Raw genomic sequence first — 16,369 nt, forward strand, 5'->3', positions numbered from 1 at the left:
CATGGCCAGCACTTTGCTGCGCCTGTTGCGTCAACTGTCTTGGCGCGAGTTGCTGCATCACCCGTGGCGCAATTTGGCCGCTGTCTCAGCCGTGATGCTGGGCGTGGCGTTGGCGTTTTCTGTGCACCTTATTAACGCCTCTGCGCTGAGTGAATTCTCGCAAGCAGTACGCGCTGTGAATGGTCAGCCTGACTTGGAATTGCGCGCCGTGCAAGCCAGTTTTGACGAGACGCTGTATGCCCGCGTCGCCGCCAAAACCGAAGTGGCTATGGCCAGTCCGGTATTGGAGTTAGCCAGTTATGCGGTCGACGCCCAAGGCCAACGCGTAGCGCTGCGGGTGCTCGGCTTAGACGCGCTGGCCGTGGCACAACTCGCACCCGCTTTGATGCCAGTGCCTAGCGAAGACAGTGACCGTTTTGCACTATTCGCACCCGGCGCAGTATTTTTAAATCCGGCAGCAAGACAAGCGTTAACAGGCCAAGCATTCAAACTGCAAAACGGTTTGCAGCTTGAATCGGTTTATGTGGCTGGGAGCGTCAGCGCTAGCGGCGCAGCCTTGGCAGTGATGGACATTGGCGCGGCGCAAGAGCTGTTTGGCCGCAGCGGTCAGCTCACGCGGATTGACGTCAAGCTCAAACCTGGTGTCGATCACGCAGCATTCATTCAATCATTGCAATTGCCCGCTGGTGTGACGGCAGCAGAGCCGGGAGACGCAGCACAGAGGGTGAGTAATTTGTCACGCGCCTACCGAGTTAACCTGACGGTATTAGCGCTGGTGGCGCTGTTTACCGGTGCATTTTTAGTCTTTTCTGTGCTCTCTCTCAGCGTGGCAAAACGCGCGCAGCAGTTCGCACTGCTGGCAGTGTTGGGGCTGCGTGCACGTGAGTTATTGGCGCTGGTGTTGCTTGAATCCGCACTACTAGGCTTAGTCGGCAGCGCCGCTGGTATTGCGCTGGGTAGCGCATTGGCAGCTGTCGCACTCAAGGTCTTAGGGGGTGACTTAGGCGGTGGTTATTTTGCTGGCGTAGCGCCTTCGCTGCAGTGGAGCGGCCAAGCCGCTTTAGTTTATGGCGCGCTGGGCTTGGCCTCTTGTTTAGTCGGCGGTTGGTGGCCAGCGCGGGCCGCGCAAAAACTGCCACCGGCGCAAACGCTTAAAGGTTTGGGTGGTGCAGCGCCTAGCCAAAGCAGCCACTGGTTAAGTCTGGCCTTGATCGCCAGCAGCGGTTTACTCGCTATGCTGCCGCCAATATTTGGCATACCGCTGGCAGCTTATATCTCGGTGGCTTTGCTGCTGCTGGGCGGCATTGGCGCATTGCCTTGGTTAATTGCCTTGCTTTACGACCGACTCAGCCCATGGGTTTCACAGCGCTTGCTGCCCATGTTGGCGGTCGAGCGCGCCCGCCGCGTGCGCGAGAGCGCAGCGATCGCCGTGAGTGGCGTGGTCGCATCGCTTAGTCTGGCAGTGGCGTTAACCGTCATGGTCACCAGCTTTCGTGATTCCGTCAGCCAATGGTTGGACGTAGTTTTACCGGCTGATTTATACCTGCGCACGGCAGCGCCTTCTGGCTCTGCTGGGGCCGGAGAAACGGTTTTTTTCAGCCGCGAATTCGTCACCGATTTAAGCGGTTTGCCGGGCGTTCGCAAAGTCAGCGCACTGCGAACTACGCAGTTATTGCTTGAGCCGACGCAACCCGCAATTGCGCTGGTTGCACGTGACTTAAGTGAACCAGCAGAGAGCTTGCCGCTGATAGCAAACGTCTTGCCGGTGCCAACCGGACAGGTGGGGATTTACGTCAGTGAAGCCATGGTTGACTTGTATGGCGCAAAGCCCGGCACAGTGTTTCCCCCATTGGCGGCGGCTTTCGCACAATCGATAGATAAAAAGCCAAGCACCACGGTATTTTTTGTCGCCGGCGTGTGGCGCGACTATGCGCGGCAGTTCGGTGCGATTGCGATTGACCTGAAAGACTTTCAGCGCTTAAGCGGCGACACCCGAATCAACGACTTAGGTCTCTGGCTGCAACCTAGTGCCGACGCTAGCAGTGTTGAAAAATCAGCCCGGCAAGTAGCCGACCAACGCTATGGTGCAGCTAGCTTGATTGAGTTTGCCTCGACGAGTCAGATACGCGCTATTTCCCTGAAGATTTTTGACCGCAGTTTTGCCGTGACGTATTGGCTGCAAGGTGTGGCGATTGCGATTGGCTTATTTGGTGTGGCAGCGAGTTTTAGTGCGCAAGTATTGGCGCGGCGAAAAGAGTTTGGCCTATTAGTTCACCTAGGCCTAACGCGTCGGCAAATTCTGACGGTGGTCGCCGGCGAGGGCGCGGCTTGGACGGTGATAGGCAGCTTGGCCGGATTACTTTTGGGCTTAGCGGTGGCGGTGGTGTTGGTCAAAGTGGTGAACCCACAAAGCTTTCATTGGACTATGGATTTGGTTCTGCCTTGGTTGCGGCTGACCGCGCTGTGTGCAGCGGTGATTGCGGCTGGCACATTAACCGCTTGGCTGGCTGCACGTTCAGCCGCCGGGCGGGATGCGGTACTCGCAGTCCGGCAAGACTGGTAAAAAATTGGTGGTTTGAGATGTTAAATTTTTCAAGACGACAACTGATGCACGCCGGCCTGAGTTCACTGGCAGGGTTTTATGGTTTGACGGCGACAAGTTTAGTGCAAGCCTTACCAGCTAAGACCTTGGTGTTCCCGCGTGACCGCGGTGCACATCCTGACTTTAAAACGGAGTGGTGGTACATCACTGGTCAGGCCAGTTCAGGTCAAAGGCAATTTGGTTTTCAGCTGACTTTTTTCAGCGCCCGAGTTGACGGCACTGCGGCCATGAAGTCTAAGTTTGCAGCCCAGCAATTGCTTTTCGCACATGCCGCCATCAGCGACATAGAAGGCAAAAAAATCTGGCACGACCAACGCATTGCGCGTGCCGGTTTCGGCATTGCCAGTGCCAGTCAAACCGATATGTCGGTGTTGCTGCGCGACTGGTCGTTAAGCGCTGAAGGCGGACGCTACAAAGCCAATTTACCGGCCATCGGCTTCGGCTTAGCGCTGGAATTTAAGGAAACCCAACCCATGCTGCTGCAAGGCAATCAAGGCCTGTCGCGCAAGGGGCCAGACGAGCGTCAAGCCAGTTATTACTACAGCCAGCCGCAACTAGCGGCCAGCGGAGTGCTGCAACTGCAGGGAAAAAATTTCGAGGTCAAAGGCAAAGCTTGGCTAGACCATGAGTGGAGCGAAGAAGTGCTAGCGCCGACGGCAGTCGGCTGGGATTGGATAGGTATGAATTTAGACGACGGCAGCGCACTGACCGCGTTTAGGCTGCGCGACAAAGACGGCGGCACGGTATGGGATGGCGGCTCCTCTCGCACAGCGAGCCAAGAACTGAGAATTTTCAAGCGCGGCGAGGTGGTTTTTACAGCGCTTAAAACCTGGCGAAGTCCGCTCAGCCAAATTACTTATCCGGTGCAGTGGCAAATAAAAACACCAAACGCCAACTACACCGTGCGCGCACTGATAGACGCGCAAGAGCTAGACAGCCGCCAATCAACCGGTTCGATTTACTGGGAAGGTTTGAGCGAGCTGCTTGATGCCAAAGGCCAGCGTTTAGGCTTGGGTTATTTGGAGATGACGGGCTATGGGCAGGCGCTGCAAATGTAGTTGGGCTCAAGCTGGCCGCGCTGTTGAGTTCATCGCTTTATCAAAGCTTAATTAACAAGAAGTGCCGAATTCGTATTGACTACCTACAGGTAATATCCACAAATTATTATCTTAAGATGATTTTTTGACATTACCATCTTTAAGTAATAATATGCAAATATTACTCAAAAGTGGTATCTCGTCATGGACTATTTGATCTCAATTTCTGACCAACTCACACCTCAACTGCGCTCAATGCGCAAAGCTCGCAAGCTAAACCAGGCCGAACTGGGTCGCAAACTCGGACTTTCGCAGTCGCGCATCGCGGCGATAGAGCGCAATCCTGCGGCGGTCAGTGCCGGCCAGCTGTTAGAAATTTTGAAGGTTTTAGGCGTCGCTCTGGTTTTGCGCGATCTACAAGCACCGGCTGTCTCGACCTCTACAGCGCCCAAACTATTGGACAGCTACCCCAAAGGTGAATGGTGATGAACGCGCGTTCACTTTCTATTTGGATGAACGGGGAATTTGTCGGCACTTGGAGCATAGGCCGCACCGGTAATCACCAACTCGACTATGCGCCCGAGTGGCGTGCATCAATACGCAGCCGACCGCTGTCCTTGTCACTACCCTTCACAGCAAACAACCGATTAGAAGGCGATGCGGTAAGAAACTATTTCGACAATTTACTACCGGACAGCCAGAGTATCAGGGAGCGTATCAGCCGGCGTATCAGCTTGCGTTTAAGCACCAAAGACACAGCTGCGTTCACGCTACTACAAGCCATAGGACGGGACTGCGTGGGCGCTGTGCAGTTGCTGCCAGTCGGCGCTAGCCCAGAGGGCTTTGACGAAATCAACTACGCGCTACTTTCAAACGAGCAAATCGAAAAGCATTTAGCCGCCTTGGGTTCTGCTGCCGGCGCAGGAAATCAGGACGACGAGCAAGACTTTCGTTTGTCGATTGCTGGCGCACAAGAAAAAACCGCCTTACTGCAAGTAGCCGGCCAGTGGTGCAGACCTCTAGGCGCTACACCGACCACTCACATACTCAAGCCGGCCATTGGAATAACGCAAGGGCGCAACTTGGATATGAGGCATTCGGTAGAGAACGAATGGCTTTGCATGCAAATTGCGCAAGAACTTGGTTTGCCGGTGGCTAAATGCGAAATGCAGAACTTTGGCCATAGGCGTGTGCTGGTGGTCGAACGCTTTGACCGAAAGCACCAACAAGAATCGATTACCCGTTTACCGCAAGAAGATTTTTGCCAAGCCAAAGGTTTGTCCAACGACCAAAAGTACGAACAAAACGGCGGACCTAGTATGGAGACATGCTTAGAAGTTCTTAAAGGTGGCGAGGCTTTTCATGAAGATGGCCGATGCTTTTTGTGTGCCCAATTATTGTTTTGGTTTTTGGCGGCTATCGACGGCCATGGCAAGAATTTTTCTCTGTTTATGCTGCCTGGCGGACGCTATCGGATGACGCCTTTATACGATGTGCACTCAGCCTGGCCACTGATTGGCACAGGGCCAAATTGCCTTGCCTACAAAGAAACAAAGTTAGCCATGGCTGTGCACAGCAAGACGGCACATTACAAGCTCTCGGAAATCCAAACGCGCCACTGGCAAGCACTGGCCACGCGTAGCACCGTTGATGGCGCATGGGAGGCCATGCTGGACATGACGCAAGGTTTAGACGCAGCGCTTAAGCAGGTTGAGCAGCGCTTACCCACTGACTTTCCCGTGAAGTTGGCAAACAGCCTATTTCATGGCGTTAGGCGCCACATAAAACAGTTCAATATTGGACTCGCACGTGCGGGAAAAGCAGCTGAATCTGACTCAAATACATCAGAAAAGATACTTTGAAGTTTATGAAATCTTGCTTTTAGTGTTGACAATTTACTCGCGCTTTTAGTGAGTAGACAGCATCAAATGCCCGATTAAGGTTTTGGCAGGTCGCACTGAAATCTCAATATCAAAGCCTAGCCGAGTCAAGCAATCCATCAATTTTCGTTCGGACAAATTACTCAAGTCGCCGCGCATCATGTCCGATACCTTGGGTTGGGTGATACCCATGCGTTTAGCCGCATCTTGTTGGGTCAAATCCAGATTGCGCAGGGCTTTTCTGATCTCAATCACCAAGCCTGTTTTAATTTTGAGTTTGTCTGCATCGGCAAGCTCAAGGTCAGCAAATATATTGCCAGAGCCAATGTGTACTTCAACGCCATCTATGATTTTAGTTTTCATTTTCGCAACTCTTTTATAAATGTCTCGGCAACTTTTAGCCGGGCATAAATGATGTCCATGTCCTCCTTGGGCGTAGCAATACCGCACTTACTCTTTTTTTGAAAGCAGTGAAGAACAAACACTGCCTCAAAAAATTTGACGCTATACACAGCACGGTAAGTACCACCCACATCGCTATCCACCACTTCAAGCACACCAGCACCGCCAAAGCCTTTGAGAACCTTGGCCGAGTCATGTTTATCACTAGCCTGAGCTAATGACAACGCAAAGCCGAAAAAGCTCCGCACATCAGCAGGTAAAGCCATTAAATCTTTGTAGCTGCTACCAATCCATCGGAGAGGTTTTTCGTTTGTGAGCATAAGTTGGGGTATACATTAAATAGTATAAAGCGCGAAACGAATTAGCTTTTTTAAAAAATCCGCGCTGCGCCGACAAAACCCCTAATGTAGCTATGTGGGTTCAATAAGAATAGCCTTCCTCAACTTATTAGGTCGCAAACAAACGCGGATCAAAAGTAAACGGATTGCGTTCTACGCTCAGCTCGATAGCGCTGTACAAATGATGAGCCGGGTTGATGAGCAATATTTTGTCTTCAGGCTCAAGGTAGGACGGCACCCAAAGTCCCAAACTAGCACCACTGGCGAGCCAATCTAAACCCAATGATTGCGTGATCGCTTCGCTGCTGCGCCAGTTATCAAGCAAGCCCAATTTCTTGATATCGTGGATTGGCGCAGCCTCGGGAATATCGAGCCGCATGAGCACTTGATTGGCTGGATTTGCCCCGTTGCAATGGACACGTTTTTCAAGTTGGCACAGCGCCCGAGACGCGCCGGCATAAACTATTTGCAACTGACCCTTGGTATGCCAGCGGCCATTGCCCAAGGTTGAGCCGTGACCTAGAGAAGACAAAATTGCTTTGTCTGGTGGTTGGGGCCTAGGGCAATAGCCGATTCGCCAGACTGAGATCAAGCAGCGCCGCCATATTTAATCGCCAGCAAAATGTCTTTAACCCGCTGCGCGCCGAATGAATTCATCGCCACAGCCAGAGGTGTCTCGCCGTCCAGCATGGGGTGCGGGCGATTTAGCCATGCGGATGCCTCCGCTTCGGTCTCGAAAGTCTCGGCCGCCATGCCGTCCAGTTCTAATAAGCGCAATACATTTTCAGCTGCATGCGTAGGCAGGATTTGATCTTTTGCCGCCAGTCGAGTGACTGTTCCACGGTCAAGATCAAGGTAGTTCGCCATCAGCGATTTACTCAAACCCATGAAATCACCGACTGGCTCTAAGGCCTTGCTAGTAATCCCTACTTTAAGGATTTTGTAGGCCTCGTCATTGCCAAGTTTAAAGCCTTGCAGCGGGCGTGATGCCACTTGGGTACGCGCCGATTTGAGCGCCGCGTCGTGGCCCAAAATCAATTGCCAGATGGTCGAGAGCTCTAGTCTTCTGGGTTTACCACTGAGTGTTCGGTGGATGGCGATTAGATTGGTCATGCTGCAATTAAAGCATAGTGATGCGGTGTTTGCAACATACAACAATTTTCAGAGCATCAGATAAACGCCACCCAGAACGTAGCCGTACAAGGTGGTGGTTTATGCTTTAACTCAAGTCTTTAAGGCTGGGCCTAAGCCGATTTAAACCCACCTCAAAAAGACTAAAAATCTCAATGCGCGCCAGCCGCCGCATCACCACTTGCGGCATCCGGCTTGCCCGGTCGAGTCAAATAAACCACCGGTATCAGCATCAAAAAGATAACCGCAGAAGCATAAAAAACGTCATTCGCGGCCAGCGTGTAAGACTGCTGATCGACCATACGGTTAATGCTGGCCAAAGCTTGTTGCATGCCCAAGCCAGAGCTTCTCAAACCATCAATAGCACTGTTAGCCGCCAAACTGCCTTGGTTCACATATTCACTTAACTGCGCATGATGAACGGCGGCACGCTGTTCCCAAACTGTGGTGGCGATAGAGGTACCAAAAGAGCCGGCGGTAATACGCACAAAGTTCGACAAACCAGACGCTGCAGCGATTCGATCCGGCGACAAACCTGAAAGCGTAATGGTCAGCAGCGGAATGAAGAAAAACGCCATTGCCACGCCTTGAATCACGGTTGGAATCATGATGGTTTCAAAATCTGCCTGCGTGCTGAACCTAGACCGCATCCACAGCACTAGCGCGAACACTAAAAACGCAAACACGGCATAACGGCGTGGATCAACCTTGCTAATGGTTTTACCCACCACGGGAGACAGCAACAAAGCCATTAAACCCACGGGTGCCAGCACCCAGCCAGCCTGTGTTGCGGTGTAACTCATAAACTGCTGCAACCACAGCGGCAGCAACACCACATTGCCGAAAAACAAGCCGTAACCGATGGACAGCGAGAGCGTGCCGGCCCAGAAATTACGGCGTTTAAACAAGGTCAGATCGACCACGGGATGCTCCTCCGTGAGCTCCCAAATAACGAAGGCAATCAGTCCCACCACAGCAATAATGGCCAACGCAATCACCTCGCCAGAATGGAACCAGTCCAACTCTTTGCCCTTGTCCAGCATGATTTGCAGCGAGCCCACACCCACTACCAGCAGCGCTAAGCCGATAGAGTCAATCGGCAGCTTGCGCGTTGGGCTTTCGCGGTTCTGAAAAATACGCCAGGTAATGAAAGCCGCGGCAAAGCCGACCGGTATATTGATGTAGAAAATCCAAGGCCAAGAAATGTTGTCGGTAATATAACCACCAAGCAGCGGCCCGATCACCGGTGCAACCAAAGTGGTCATAGACCAGAGCGCCATTGCCAGCCCGGCCAAGGCCTTGGGATAGCTAGACAGCAGCAAGGCTTGCGACAGCGGAATCATGGGGCCAGCCACCAAGCCTTGCAAAATACGAAAAAATATCAAAGTGCCCATGTTGGGCGCCAGTCCACAAAGCCAGGAAGTCAGCACAAACAACATGATGCTGGTGACAAAAAGTCTGACTTGACCAAAGCGCTGGGACAACCAACCAGTCAGGGGTACAGCAATCGCGGTCGAGACCGCGAAACTGGTGATCACCCAAGTGCCTTGGTTGGGACTGACACCCAAATCACCAGCAATAGCTGGCAAAGACACATTCGCAATCGAGGTGTCCAGCACATTCATAAAGGTCGCTGCCGACAAGGCAAGCGTACCCAAAATACGGGCTGTACCCGTTAATGGCGGCGGCGCCACGTACGGGGCCGGTTTTGGCGCGGCCTGAGGCGGATTAGCAGGTGCAGGAACTAAAGCCATAAAAGCCTAAATAGTAAAAATCAGTAGGAGGTCAAGACTCGCTGGCGACATTCAGTCAAGGCGGTAAAAAACCGCCCAAACTTGTCGAAGGCAGGCTCAGGACGCGCTGGCAACCGGCTTAATTGCAGCTTTGGCAGCAGAGGACTTGGGTACTGTCTTGGACACCGCCTTCAGGACGGGCTTAGCGCTAAGGCCTGGCTTGACCGCTGTGCTGGCTACTGTCGCGACATAGTTCTCACCCGCATTAGCCGCAATCACGCGCTGCACGGATTGCTCGGCTTGGTCGTTGCTGGCGGAAAAGGCTTGGCTGAGTGCGGCATCAGCGCTGCGCGGCTCATCTGCTAAGCGCTTGCCATCGGTGTTGCTGATATTGATTTCGGCCAGCATAGACAAACCCACACGCAGCGGATTAGCTTGCAACTGTTCGGCGTCTAGCGTGATACGTACCGGCACGCGCTGCACGACTTTGATCCAGTTGCCCGTCGCGTTTTGTGCGGGCAGCAAAGCAAACGCTGCACCCGTTCCAACGCCTAAGCCGGCAACCAATCCTTTGTACTCGATCTTCTTTCCGTACAAATCGGCCACCAACTTAACCGGCTGACCAATCCGAATGTCGCGCAACTGAACTTCTTTAAAGTTGGCATCGACCCAAACATTTTTGAGCGGGATGATGGACATCATGGGTGTGCCAGCCGCCACGCGCTGACCAAGCTGAACCGTGCGCTTGGCGACATAGCCGTCCACCGGCGCTAGCAATGCCGCGCGCTGGGTGGTCAGAAATGCTTCGCGCATTTTGGCAGCTGCGATCATCACGGCGGGATGTTGGTCAATGCTGGTTCCCTCGGTCAGGGCTTGGTTGCTGGCGAGTTGCTCGCGCGCGGCTAGCACACCGGCTTGAGCCGCAGCGACTTGGCTTTGGGTCTCCAGTAAGCGGGTTTGAGCATGGCTTAACTCTTCTTTGGATACCGCTCCATTGCCGACTAAGGACTGGCGGCGCTGCAAGTCATTCTGAGCCCGCAGTACATCGCTGCTTACCCGCGTCACATCTGCTTGACGTAGCGTGACTTGCGCCGCTAAAGCGCCGTTATTAGCAAACAGTGTGCGCACTTGACGCACTGCTTGAGCCAGCGCGGCCTTGGCCTGATCCAGTGCGACGGTGGCATCGGCCGGATCGAGTTGCACCAGCGGCTGGCCGGCTTTAACAAAATCAGTGTCATCAGCCATGATGGCCATCACCGTGCCGCTTATCTGAGGCGTGATCAAGATCACATTGCCCTGCACGTAGGCGTTGTCGGTGGACTCATAGTGGCGAGCCACCATGTATTCGTAAATCGACCAACCCACTGCGCCCACAATGACGACGGCGGCTAGCGCGGTCAGGGCTTTTTTACGCTTTGGGTTACCGGTGGCTGGAGTAGCAGGAGGAGCTGGGTAGGCGGGTGTGTTCATGGTCTTGATCTCTGGGCTGACGACAATTAAAGGGTTGTTTAGCGGCGGCTTGCCGCGCAATAAAAAGTGAAAACTTAAATCTGTTGTTATTGGGCTCTTGCGCTGGTTTCGATGACTCGATTGCCGGCTAAAACTGCTGAGTTAGAAAAGCTGGCCTGCGCGCTAGCCGAATAACCGCCGCCTAACGCCCGTATCAAGGCCACTTGCGTGTCGAGCACACGGGCTGACAAATCAACCGCCAGACGGCGCTGGGTCAAGACACTGGTTTCTGCCGTGAGCACATTAATGAAGTTGCCCAAGCCAGCCTTGTAGCGCTGTACCGCAATGTCATAGGCGTCTTGCGCTGCACTTTGGGCCAGTGACTGCTGCTGCTGCTGGCGCTCAATAGCGGTTAATGAGCTGAGCTGATCGGAGACATCACGCACGGCATCAATCACAGCGGCGTTATAGCTTTCTACGGCAATATCGAGGTCAGCAGTTTTGCCGCGCAAATTGGCGCGTAAGCGACCGGAATCAAAAATCGGCAAACGCAGCGCCGGACCTACGCCAATTTGCTGACTGCCAGCACTAAAAAGTCGATTCAGACCTAGGCTAGAAAATCCAGCAAAACCGACCAAGTTGATATTGGGATAAAACTCGGCCTTGGCATTGGCCACCAAGCTGGATGACGCCTCGACACGCCAGCGCGCAGCGGCAATATCGGCACGTCGGCCCAACAAGTCGGCAGATAACTTAGCTTGCAAGGCGACTGGATGGATAGCCGTCAATGCCGGCAACTCTTGCAGCAAGGCAGAAACTTGGGCCTCGCTCTGGCCGGTTAAAGCAGCCAGCGCATTGCGGGTGAGTGCGGCTTGCTCCAGCACTACTTCTAACTGTAGCCGCGCCTCTGGCAATCCGCCTTCGCTCTGACGCAGTTCTAGTCGTGTATCCAAACCGGCACCCACGCGGTCCTGTACCAGCTTTAGGGTTTCTTGGCGCTGCGCCAATGTGCGTTTTGCTACAGCCGCCAAGTCATTCAAACGCAGCAGTTGAAAGTAGCTGCGCGCCACATTGCTGGCGAGCAGCACGCGGGCCGCTTGTGCATCGGCGGCGCTGGCGTTGGCCGTGCCGATAGCAGCATCTAGTGCCGCACGATTTTTACCGAAAAAATCTAACTCCCAGCTGGCACTGAGTTGAGCGGTTGCGTTGTTCACTGTGCTGCCAGCTAGCGGCGGCGGCACTAAACCGTTGGCGCTGTAGCGCTGACGCGTCACATCTAACTGAGCTTGCAGCTGTGGTCCGGCGGCGGCGGCGACACTTTCAATCGAAGATTGCGCCCGCTTGAGGCGGGCTTGGGCTAGCTTTAGGTTGGGATTATTTTCCAGTGCTTTGGCAACCAGCGCGTCAAGTTGTGCGTCACCAAAGTCAGTCCACCACTTCTCTACTGGCATGTTTTTCAGCGCCTGCTCGGGCGCGCTGGCGCTCAAACCCAGAGAATCTGCATTGCGCAGATCGGCGCTGGAATGGATACCTGACATGTCAGCGCAACCCGTAGCCATGATGCCAACGGCCAGCAGACTGGCCAGTGTCACCAAGGCCATGCGAGATGATGCGCGCCAGATCGGCAAAGCCTGATCTGCTTGATACGGTGCTGCCGGTGACGTGCCGACGGTAGTGAGAAGTTGTGGATTGCTGGGCATGTTGTTCATGATTCGAAATTGAGAAAAATTTAATCTTTGTCAGCTTTGGCAGGTTTATCTGACTTGTCTGGCGTTTCACAGCGCACGTTACTCAGCACTTGAGCTCGGTTCAAAACACGGCGCAAATAGGCTTTGAATTGCTGAAATTCAGCGTCTGAAAAACCCACCAAATGGTCGTTTTGAACCCGGCATAGCGACTTGGGAATTTCCTGTGCGGCCAGCACACCAGCCTCAGTCAATTCGATATTCACGACCCGTCTGTCGTGAGATGAGCGCACGCGCTGGCAGAGATGCTTGGCTTCTAGGCGGTCTAGCATGCGGGTCATGGAGCCGGCATCTAGATCACATTCGCGCGCCAGCTCGGCCACCGTAGAGGCCATGCCTCTGTGGAGTTTGAACAAAGGCAGCCACTGGGCGTTGGTCAAGCCATTGGGCTCCATTTCGCGCTCAATGCCGTGGCCAACCAAAGACAGAATGCGGCGCATCATGTAGCCAACGCTTTCTTCGGGCTCATAGCCTTCAGGGCGATAGAACTCACGAACTACTTCTTGCGCCTCGTCTTGGGTGCTTGGTAAATCTTTGGAGTGTCCTGAATCAGCTGTAAAAGCCGTGAGAGCCGTGGAAGCCGTGGAAGCCATGGAATTAGCCAGTGGGTTTTGCGGTGAAATAGGTTTATCGGACATGGCGGAATAATAACTGCCTATGCAAACATTGTCAAGGCTATGTTTGCATACGCAACTTTCAAAGACTGGTTTATGGTTAAACTCCATAGCATGGCTAAAACACCCGACAAATCGTTCTCTTCTTCTCCGCTAGCAGGCGCAAAAACTTCACCCAAATCACTTTCAGGTCTATTGCCTTTTTTACAGCCTTATCGACTACAGATTGCGTTTGCCGCGATGTTTTTGGTGCTCGCTGCGGTCGCCACGCTGGTGTTTCCATTGGCCTTGCGCAGTCTGATTGACGGTGGTCTGGGTAGCCCGGGTTTGACGGATGCCGGCAAGGGTGAACAAATTCTCGGGCTGCGGAATCATTTTTTCGAGTTGTTTGCGGTCGCTGCAGCCTTAGGACTTTTTTCTGCGGGACGCTTTTACATGGTCAGCTGGCTAGGTGAGCGCGTCACAGCCGATTTGCGCAATGCGGTCTACTCACATGTGCTGCGCCAAAGCCCGGCATTTTTTGAAACGACACAAACCGGCGAGGTTCTCAGCCGTCTGACGGGCGACACCACGCTGGTGCAAACCGTGGTCGGCTCATCGCTGAGCATGGGTTTGCGCAACGCCGTCATGGGTGTTGGTGCGCTATTTATGTTGGTCTATACCAACCCTTATTTAATGGTGCAAGTCATAGGTGTTCTGGTCGTGATCGTGGTACCTTCGGTTATGTTTGGCCGACGCGTGCGCAAGCTCTCGCGTGCCAGCCAGGACCGAGTTGCCGACTCCAGCGCTATCGCCGCCGAAGTTCTCAACGCCATACCCGTCGTGCAGAGTTACAGTGCCGAGGCGCGCGAATCCGCACGCTTTGATCAGTCAACTGCTGCGGCATTTGCGGTTGCTGTACGGCGCACCAAGGCGCGTTCGGTGCTGGTGGCCTTCATCATCATCGCCACATCAGCCGCGCTGTTGTTTGGCTTATTCCAAGGCACGCAGGCGGTGATGCGCGGCGATATCACAGCCGGCCATCTGGGCCAGACCGTGGTGTATGTGATTATTTTGGCCAGCGCGGCAGCGGTGTTGGGCGAAGTCTACGGCGATTTACTGCGCGCAGCCGGTGCTACCGAGCGGCTAATGGAGTTGCTGCAAGCGCGCTCACCGGTACTCTCGCCGATCAATCCGGTGACGGCACCACACACCCAACGGGGCACAGCAGTAGGCTTTGAAGACATTCTTTTTCACTACCCTTCACGACCTTTGCTGCCGTCCATAAGCAATTTCAGCATGCAAGTCGCACCCGGCGAAACAGTCGCCGTCGTGGGCCCTAGCGGCGCAGGAAAAAGCACACTGTTTCAGTTACTGCTGCGTTTTTATGACCCCAGTTCGGGCCGCATCACCATAGATGGTGTCGCCATCAAAGACATGGCGCTGACAGACTTGCGCCAACAAGTTGGCATAGTGCCGCAAGACGCGGTGATTTTTTCGACTAGCGCACTGGAGAATATTCGCTACGGTAAACCCGACGCCAGCGACGAAGAAACCATGGCCGCAGCCCAAGCGGCGTTCGCGCATGAGTTCATCACCGCCCTGCCCGAGGGCTACAACACCTTTTTGGGCGAGCGCGGCGTACGCTTATCGGGCGGTCAGCGCCAACGCATTGCGATTGCACGAGCGATGCTAAAAAACGCGCCGCTTTTGCTGCTCGATGAAGCCACCAGCGCACTTGACGCCGAGAGCGAACGCATGGTGCAAGCCGCACTCGAGTCGGCGATGAAAAATCGAACCACACTTGTCATTGCCCACAGACTTGCAACCGTGCAGCAGGCGACGCGTATATTAGTGTTGGATCAAGGCCAGCTGGTCGAGCAAGGCACGCATGCCGAACTGGTCGCAAAAGGCGGAATTTATGCGCGTCTTGCGGCTTTGCAGTTCACGGTTTAAATAAGAATAGTCGGCGCTTAAAAAGAAAACCATTTTGTGCATCCATGCCAATCCGGCATGGACTTTAAAAAACCAAGCCTTAGACAATTAAGCAATAGGACTCTAAGCTAGGCAACTTGCGGCTTTTATCTTCATCAGGAGTTTTACCCATGTCACAAGCATCCAACCCTCTTAGCCCACCTCACCCGATTGGCGCTCAATACCAACACACACAACACGCACTGCCGTCTTACCTTCAGGCCGACAACCTCGGGCCCTGGGGCAATTACCTGCAGCAAGTTGACCGTGTCATTCCCCACCTAGGCAGTCTAGCGCGATGGGCAGAAACGCTAAAACGCCCGAAACGAGTTCTGATTGTTGATGTCCCCATCCATATGGATGACGGCACAATTGCGCACTTTGAAGGCTACAGAGTCCAACACAATGTCTCACGCGGACCGGGCAAAGGTGGCGTGCGCTTTCACCAAAACGTCACACTGTCAGAAGTCATGGCTTTGTCAGCTTGGATGTCAGTTAAAAACGCAGCGGTAAACGTTCCATACGGTGGCGCAAAGGGCGGCATTCGCGTTGATCCCAAGCTGCTCACAAGGGGAGAGCTAGAGCGCATGACGCGCCGCTACACCAGCGAGATTGGCATCATCATTGGCCCGAATAAAGATATACCGGCCCCAGACGTCAACACCAACGAGCAAACCATGGCCTGGATGATGGACACCTACTCCATGAACACCGGCTCGACCGCCACTGGCGTAGTCACCGGCAAGCCGGTCGATTTGGGCGGCTCACTAGGCCGGCGTGAAGCCACCGGCCGTGGCGTATTCACGGTTGGCGTGGAGGCGGCCAAACACATAGGTTTGGAGATTTCAGGCGCACGCATTATTGTGCAAGGCTTTGGAAATGTAGGCGGCGTAGCTGGCAAACTGTTTGCAGAAGCCGGCGCATGGGTTGTAGCCGTCCAAGACCATGGTGGCACGATTTACCGCGAAGCGGGTCTGAACGTACCCGCTCTTTTGCGCCATGTCGAAGAAACCGGTAGCGTCAGCGGTTTTGTCGATGCCGAAAAAATCAGTGACGACAGCTTTTGGGACGTCGAATGCGACATCTTGATACCCGCCGCCTTAGAAGAGCAAATCACAGCGGCGAATGCCGGACGCATCAAAGCGCGCATGGTGATTGAAGGTGCGAATGGCCCGACAACACCAGCGGCTGACGACATCTTGGCAGAACGCAATGTATTGGTCTTGCCAGACGTCATCGCTAACGCCGGCGGCGTGACGGTTAGCTACTTTGAATGGGTGCAGGATTTTTCAAGCTTTTTCTGGGATGAAGAAGAAATCAATCTGCGCTTAGTCAAGATCATGAAAGAAGCTTTTGCCGTCATCTGGAACGTCGCGCAAAGCCGCAAGGTCAGTCTGCGCACTGCCACTTTCATCGTCGCTTGCCAGCGAATATTGCGTACCCGCGAATTGCGCGGTTTATACCCTTAAGCGAAGTCATCCGGGC

14 protein-coding genes are annotated in these 16,369 nt (G+C 53.9%); 6 read left to right on the forward strand and 8 right to left on the reverse strand.

The annotated features are described in order from the left end of the window. Position 1: 1 nt before the first annotated feature. The 4 genes from HC248_RS11355 to HC248_RS11370 all read left to right on the forward strand — a co-directional run bounded on the left by HC248_RS11355 (position 2) and on the right by HC248_RS11370 (position 5,501). Positions 2–2,563 (forward strand): FtsX-like permease family protein, encoded by a 2,562-nt coding sequence (locus HC248_RS11355; RefSeq protein WP_168923804.1) that lies wholly within the window; start codon positions 2–4, stop codon positions 2,561–2,563. 44 nt (positions 2,564–2,607) lie between these two features. After that, complete coding sequence (locus HC248_RS11360; protein WP_238342609.1) at positions 2,608–3,660, forward strand: lipocalin-like domain-containing protein; 1,053 nt, start codon at positions 2,608–2,610, stop codon at positions 3,658–3,660. 183 nt (positions 3,661–3,843) lie between these two features. Beyond that, positions 3,844–4,125, forward strand: a complete 282-nt coding sequence (locus HC248_RS11365) for a helix-turn-helix domain-containing protein (RefSeq protein WP_168922573.1) — start codon at positions 3,844–3,846, stop codon at positions 4,123–4,125. Beyond that, a complete protein-coding gene (locus tag HC248_RS11370; RefSeq protein WP_168922574.1) occupies positions 4,125–5,501 on the forward strand; it encodes a type II toxin-antitoxin system HipA family toxin in 1,377 nt (458 codons plus the stop codon). The genes HC248_RS11365 and HC248_RS11370 overlap by 1 nt, the downstream gene beginning before the upstream one ends. Before the next feature lie 45 nt (positions 5,502–5,546). Here HC248_RS11370 and HC248_RS11375 read toward each other — a convergent pair whose 3' ends face one another. The 8 genes from HC248_RS11375 to HC248_RS11410 form a co-directional block, all read right to left on the reverse strand. Continuing rightward, positions 5,547–5,882 (reverse strand): helix-turn-helix domain-containing protein, encoded by a 336-nt coding sequence (locus tag HC248_RS11375; RefSeq protein ID WP_168922575.1) that lies wholly within the window; start codon positions 5,880–5,882, stop codon positions 5,547–5,549. Then, positions 5,879–6,241, reverse strand: a complete 363-nt coding sequence (locus tag HC248_RS11380) for a type II toxin-antitoxin system RelE/ParE family toxin (RefSeq protein ID WP_168922576.1) — start codon at positions 6,239–6,241, stop codon at positions 5,879–5,881. Before HC248_RS11380 ends, HC248_RS11375 begins: the two co-directional genes overlap by 4 nt. A 127-nt stretch (positions 6,242–6,368) precedes the next feature. Then, positions 6,369–6,851 carry an RES family NAD+ phosphorylase gene (locus tag HC248_RS11385; protein ID WP_168922577.1) on the reverse strand — a complete coding sequence of 161 codons (483 nt, stop codon included), beginning with the start codon at positions 6,849–6,851 and terminating at the stop codon, positions 6,369–6,371. Beyond that, positions 6,848–7,372, reverse strand: coding sequence for an antitoxin Xre/MbcA/ParS toxin-binding domain-containing protein (locus HC248_RS11390; RefSeq protein ID WP_168922578.1), 525 nt, complete (start codon positions 7,370–7,372; stop codon positions 6,848–6,850). The genes HC248_RS11385 and HC248_RS11390 overlap by 4 nt, the downstream gene beginning before the upstream one ends. A 170-nt stretch (positions 7,373–7,542) precedes the next feature. After that, on the reverse strand, positions 7,543–9,144 hold the full coding sequence (locus HC248_RS11395; RefSeq protein WP_168922579.1) for a DHA2 family efflux MFS transporter permease subunit: 1,602 nt from the start codon (positions 9,142–9,144) through the stop codon (positions 7,543–7,545). A gap of 96 nt (positions 9,145–9,240) precedes the next feature. After that, complete coding sequence (locus tag HC248_RS11400) at positions 9,241–10,593, reverse strand: HlyD/EmrA/EmrK family protein (RefSeq protein WP_168922580.1); 1,353 nt, start codon at positions 10,591–10,593, stop codon at positions 9,241–9,243. An 86-nt stretch (positions 10,594–10,679) separates the two neighbouring features. After that, complete coding sequence (locus HC248_RS11405; RefSeq protein ID WP_168923805.1) at positions 10,680–12,173, reverse strand: efflux transporter outer membrane subunit; 1,494 nt, start codon at positions 12,171–12,173, stop codon at positions 10,680–10,682. A gap of 128 nt (positions 12,174–12,301) precedes the next feature. Further along, complete coding sequence (locus tag HC248_RS11410; protein ID WP_337778946.1) at positions 12,302–12,955, reverse strand: MarR family winged helix-turn-helix transcriptional regulator; 654 nt, start codon at positions 12,953–12,955, stop codon at positions 12,302–12,304. 90 nt (positions 12,956–13,045) lie between these two features. On the opposite strand from HC248_RS11410, the gene HC248_RS11415 reads away from it, so the two are divergent. Together HC248_RS11415 and HC248_RS11420 are read left to right on the forward strand one after the other, a co-directional pair. Further along, the gene (locus HC248_RS11415; protein WP_168923807.1) at positions 13,046–14,866 is read left to right on the forward strand and encodes an ABC transporter transmembrane domain-containing protein; all 1,821 of its coding nucleotides are present in this window, start codon (positions 13,046–13,048) and stop codon (positions 14,864–14,866) included. A gap of 149 nt (positions 14,867–15,015) precedes the next feature. After that, positions 15,016–16,353 (forward strand): Glu/Leu/Phe/Val family dehydrogenase, encoded by a 1,338-nt coding sequence (locus tag HC248_RS11420; RefSeq protein WP_238342610.1) that lies wholly within the window; start codon positions 15,016–15,018, stop codon positions 16,351–16,353. Positions 16,354–16,369: the final 16 nt, after the last annotated feature.

Source organism: Polaromonas vacuolata, assembly GCF_012584515.1.
Taxonomy (GTDB): Bacteria; Pseudomonadota; Gammaproteobacteria; order Burkholderiales; family Burkholderiaceae_C; genus Polaromonas; species Polaromonas vacuolata.

Excerpts from the sequence above, each read along its gene's own strand:
- HC248_RS11355 (WP_168923804.1), top strand. The coding sequence starts at position 2 with ATGGCCAGCACTTTGCTGCGCCTGTTGCGTCAACTGTCTTGGCGCGAG.
- HC248_RS11360 (WP_238342609.1), top strand. The coding sequence starts at position 2,608 with ATGCACGCCGGCCTGAGTTCACTGGCAGGGTTTTATGGTTTGACGGCG.
- HC248_RS11365 (WP_168922573.1), top strand. The coding sequence starts at position 3,844 with ATGGACTATTTGATCTCAATTTCTGACCAACTCACACCTCAACTGCGC.
- HC248_RS11370 (WP_168922574.1), top strand. The coding sequence starts at position 4,125 with ATGAACGCGCGTTCACTTTCTATTTGGATGAACGGGGAATTTGTCGGC.
- HC248_RS11375 (WP_168922575.1), bottom strand. The coding sequence starts at position 5,882 with ATGAAAACTAAAATCATAGATGGCGTTGAAGTACACATTGGCTCTGGC.
- HC248_RS11380 (WP_168922576.1), bottom strand. The coding sequence starts at position 6,241 with ATGCTCACAAACGAAAAACCTCTCCGATGGATTGGTAGCAGCTACAAA.
- HC248_RS11390 (WP_168922578.1), bottom strand. The coding sequence starts at position 7,372 with ATGACCAATCTAATCGCCATCCACCGAACACTCAGTGGTAAACCCAGA.
- HC248_RS11395 (WP_168922579.1), bottom strand. The coding sequence starts at position 9,144 with ATGGCTTTAGTTCCTGCACCTGCTAATCCGCCTCAGGCCGCGCCAAAA.
- HC248_RS11400 (WP_168922580.1), bottom strand. The coding sequence starts at position 10,593 with ATGAACACACCCGCCTACCCAGCTCCTCCTGCTACTCCAGCCACCGGT.
- HC248_RS11405 (WP_168923805.1), bottom strand. The coding sequence starts at position 12,173 with ATGGCCTTGGTGACACTGGCCAGTCTGCTGGCCGTTGGCATCATGGCT.
- HC248_RS11410 (WP_337778946.1), bottom strand. The coding sequence starts at position 12,955 with ATGTCCGATAAACCTATTTCACCGCAAAACCCACTGGCTAATTCCATG.
- HC248_RS11415 (WP_168923807.1), top strand. The coding sequence starts at position 13,046 with ATGGCTAAAACACCCGACAAATCGTTCTCTTCTTCTCCGCTAGCAGGC.
- HC248_RS11420 (WP_238342610.1), top strand. The coding sequence starts at position 15,016 with ATGTCACAAGCATCCAACCCTCTTAGCCCACCTCACCCGATTGGCGCT.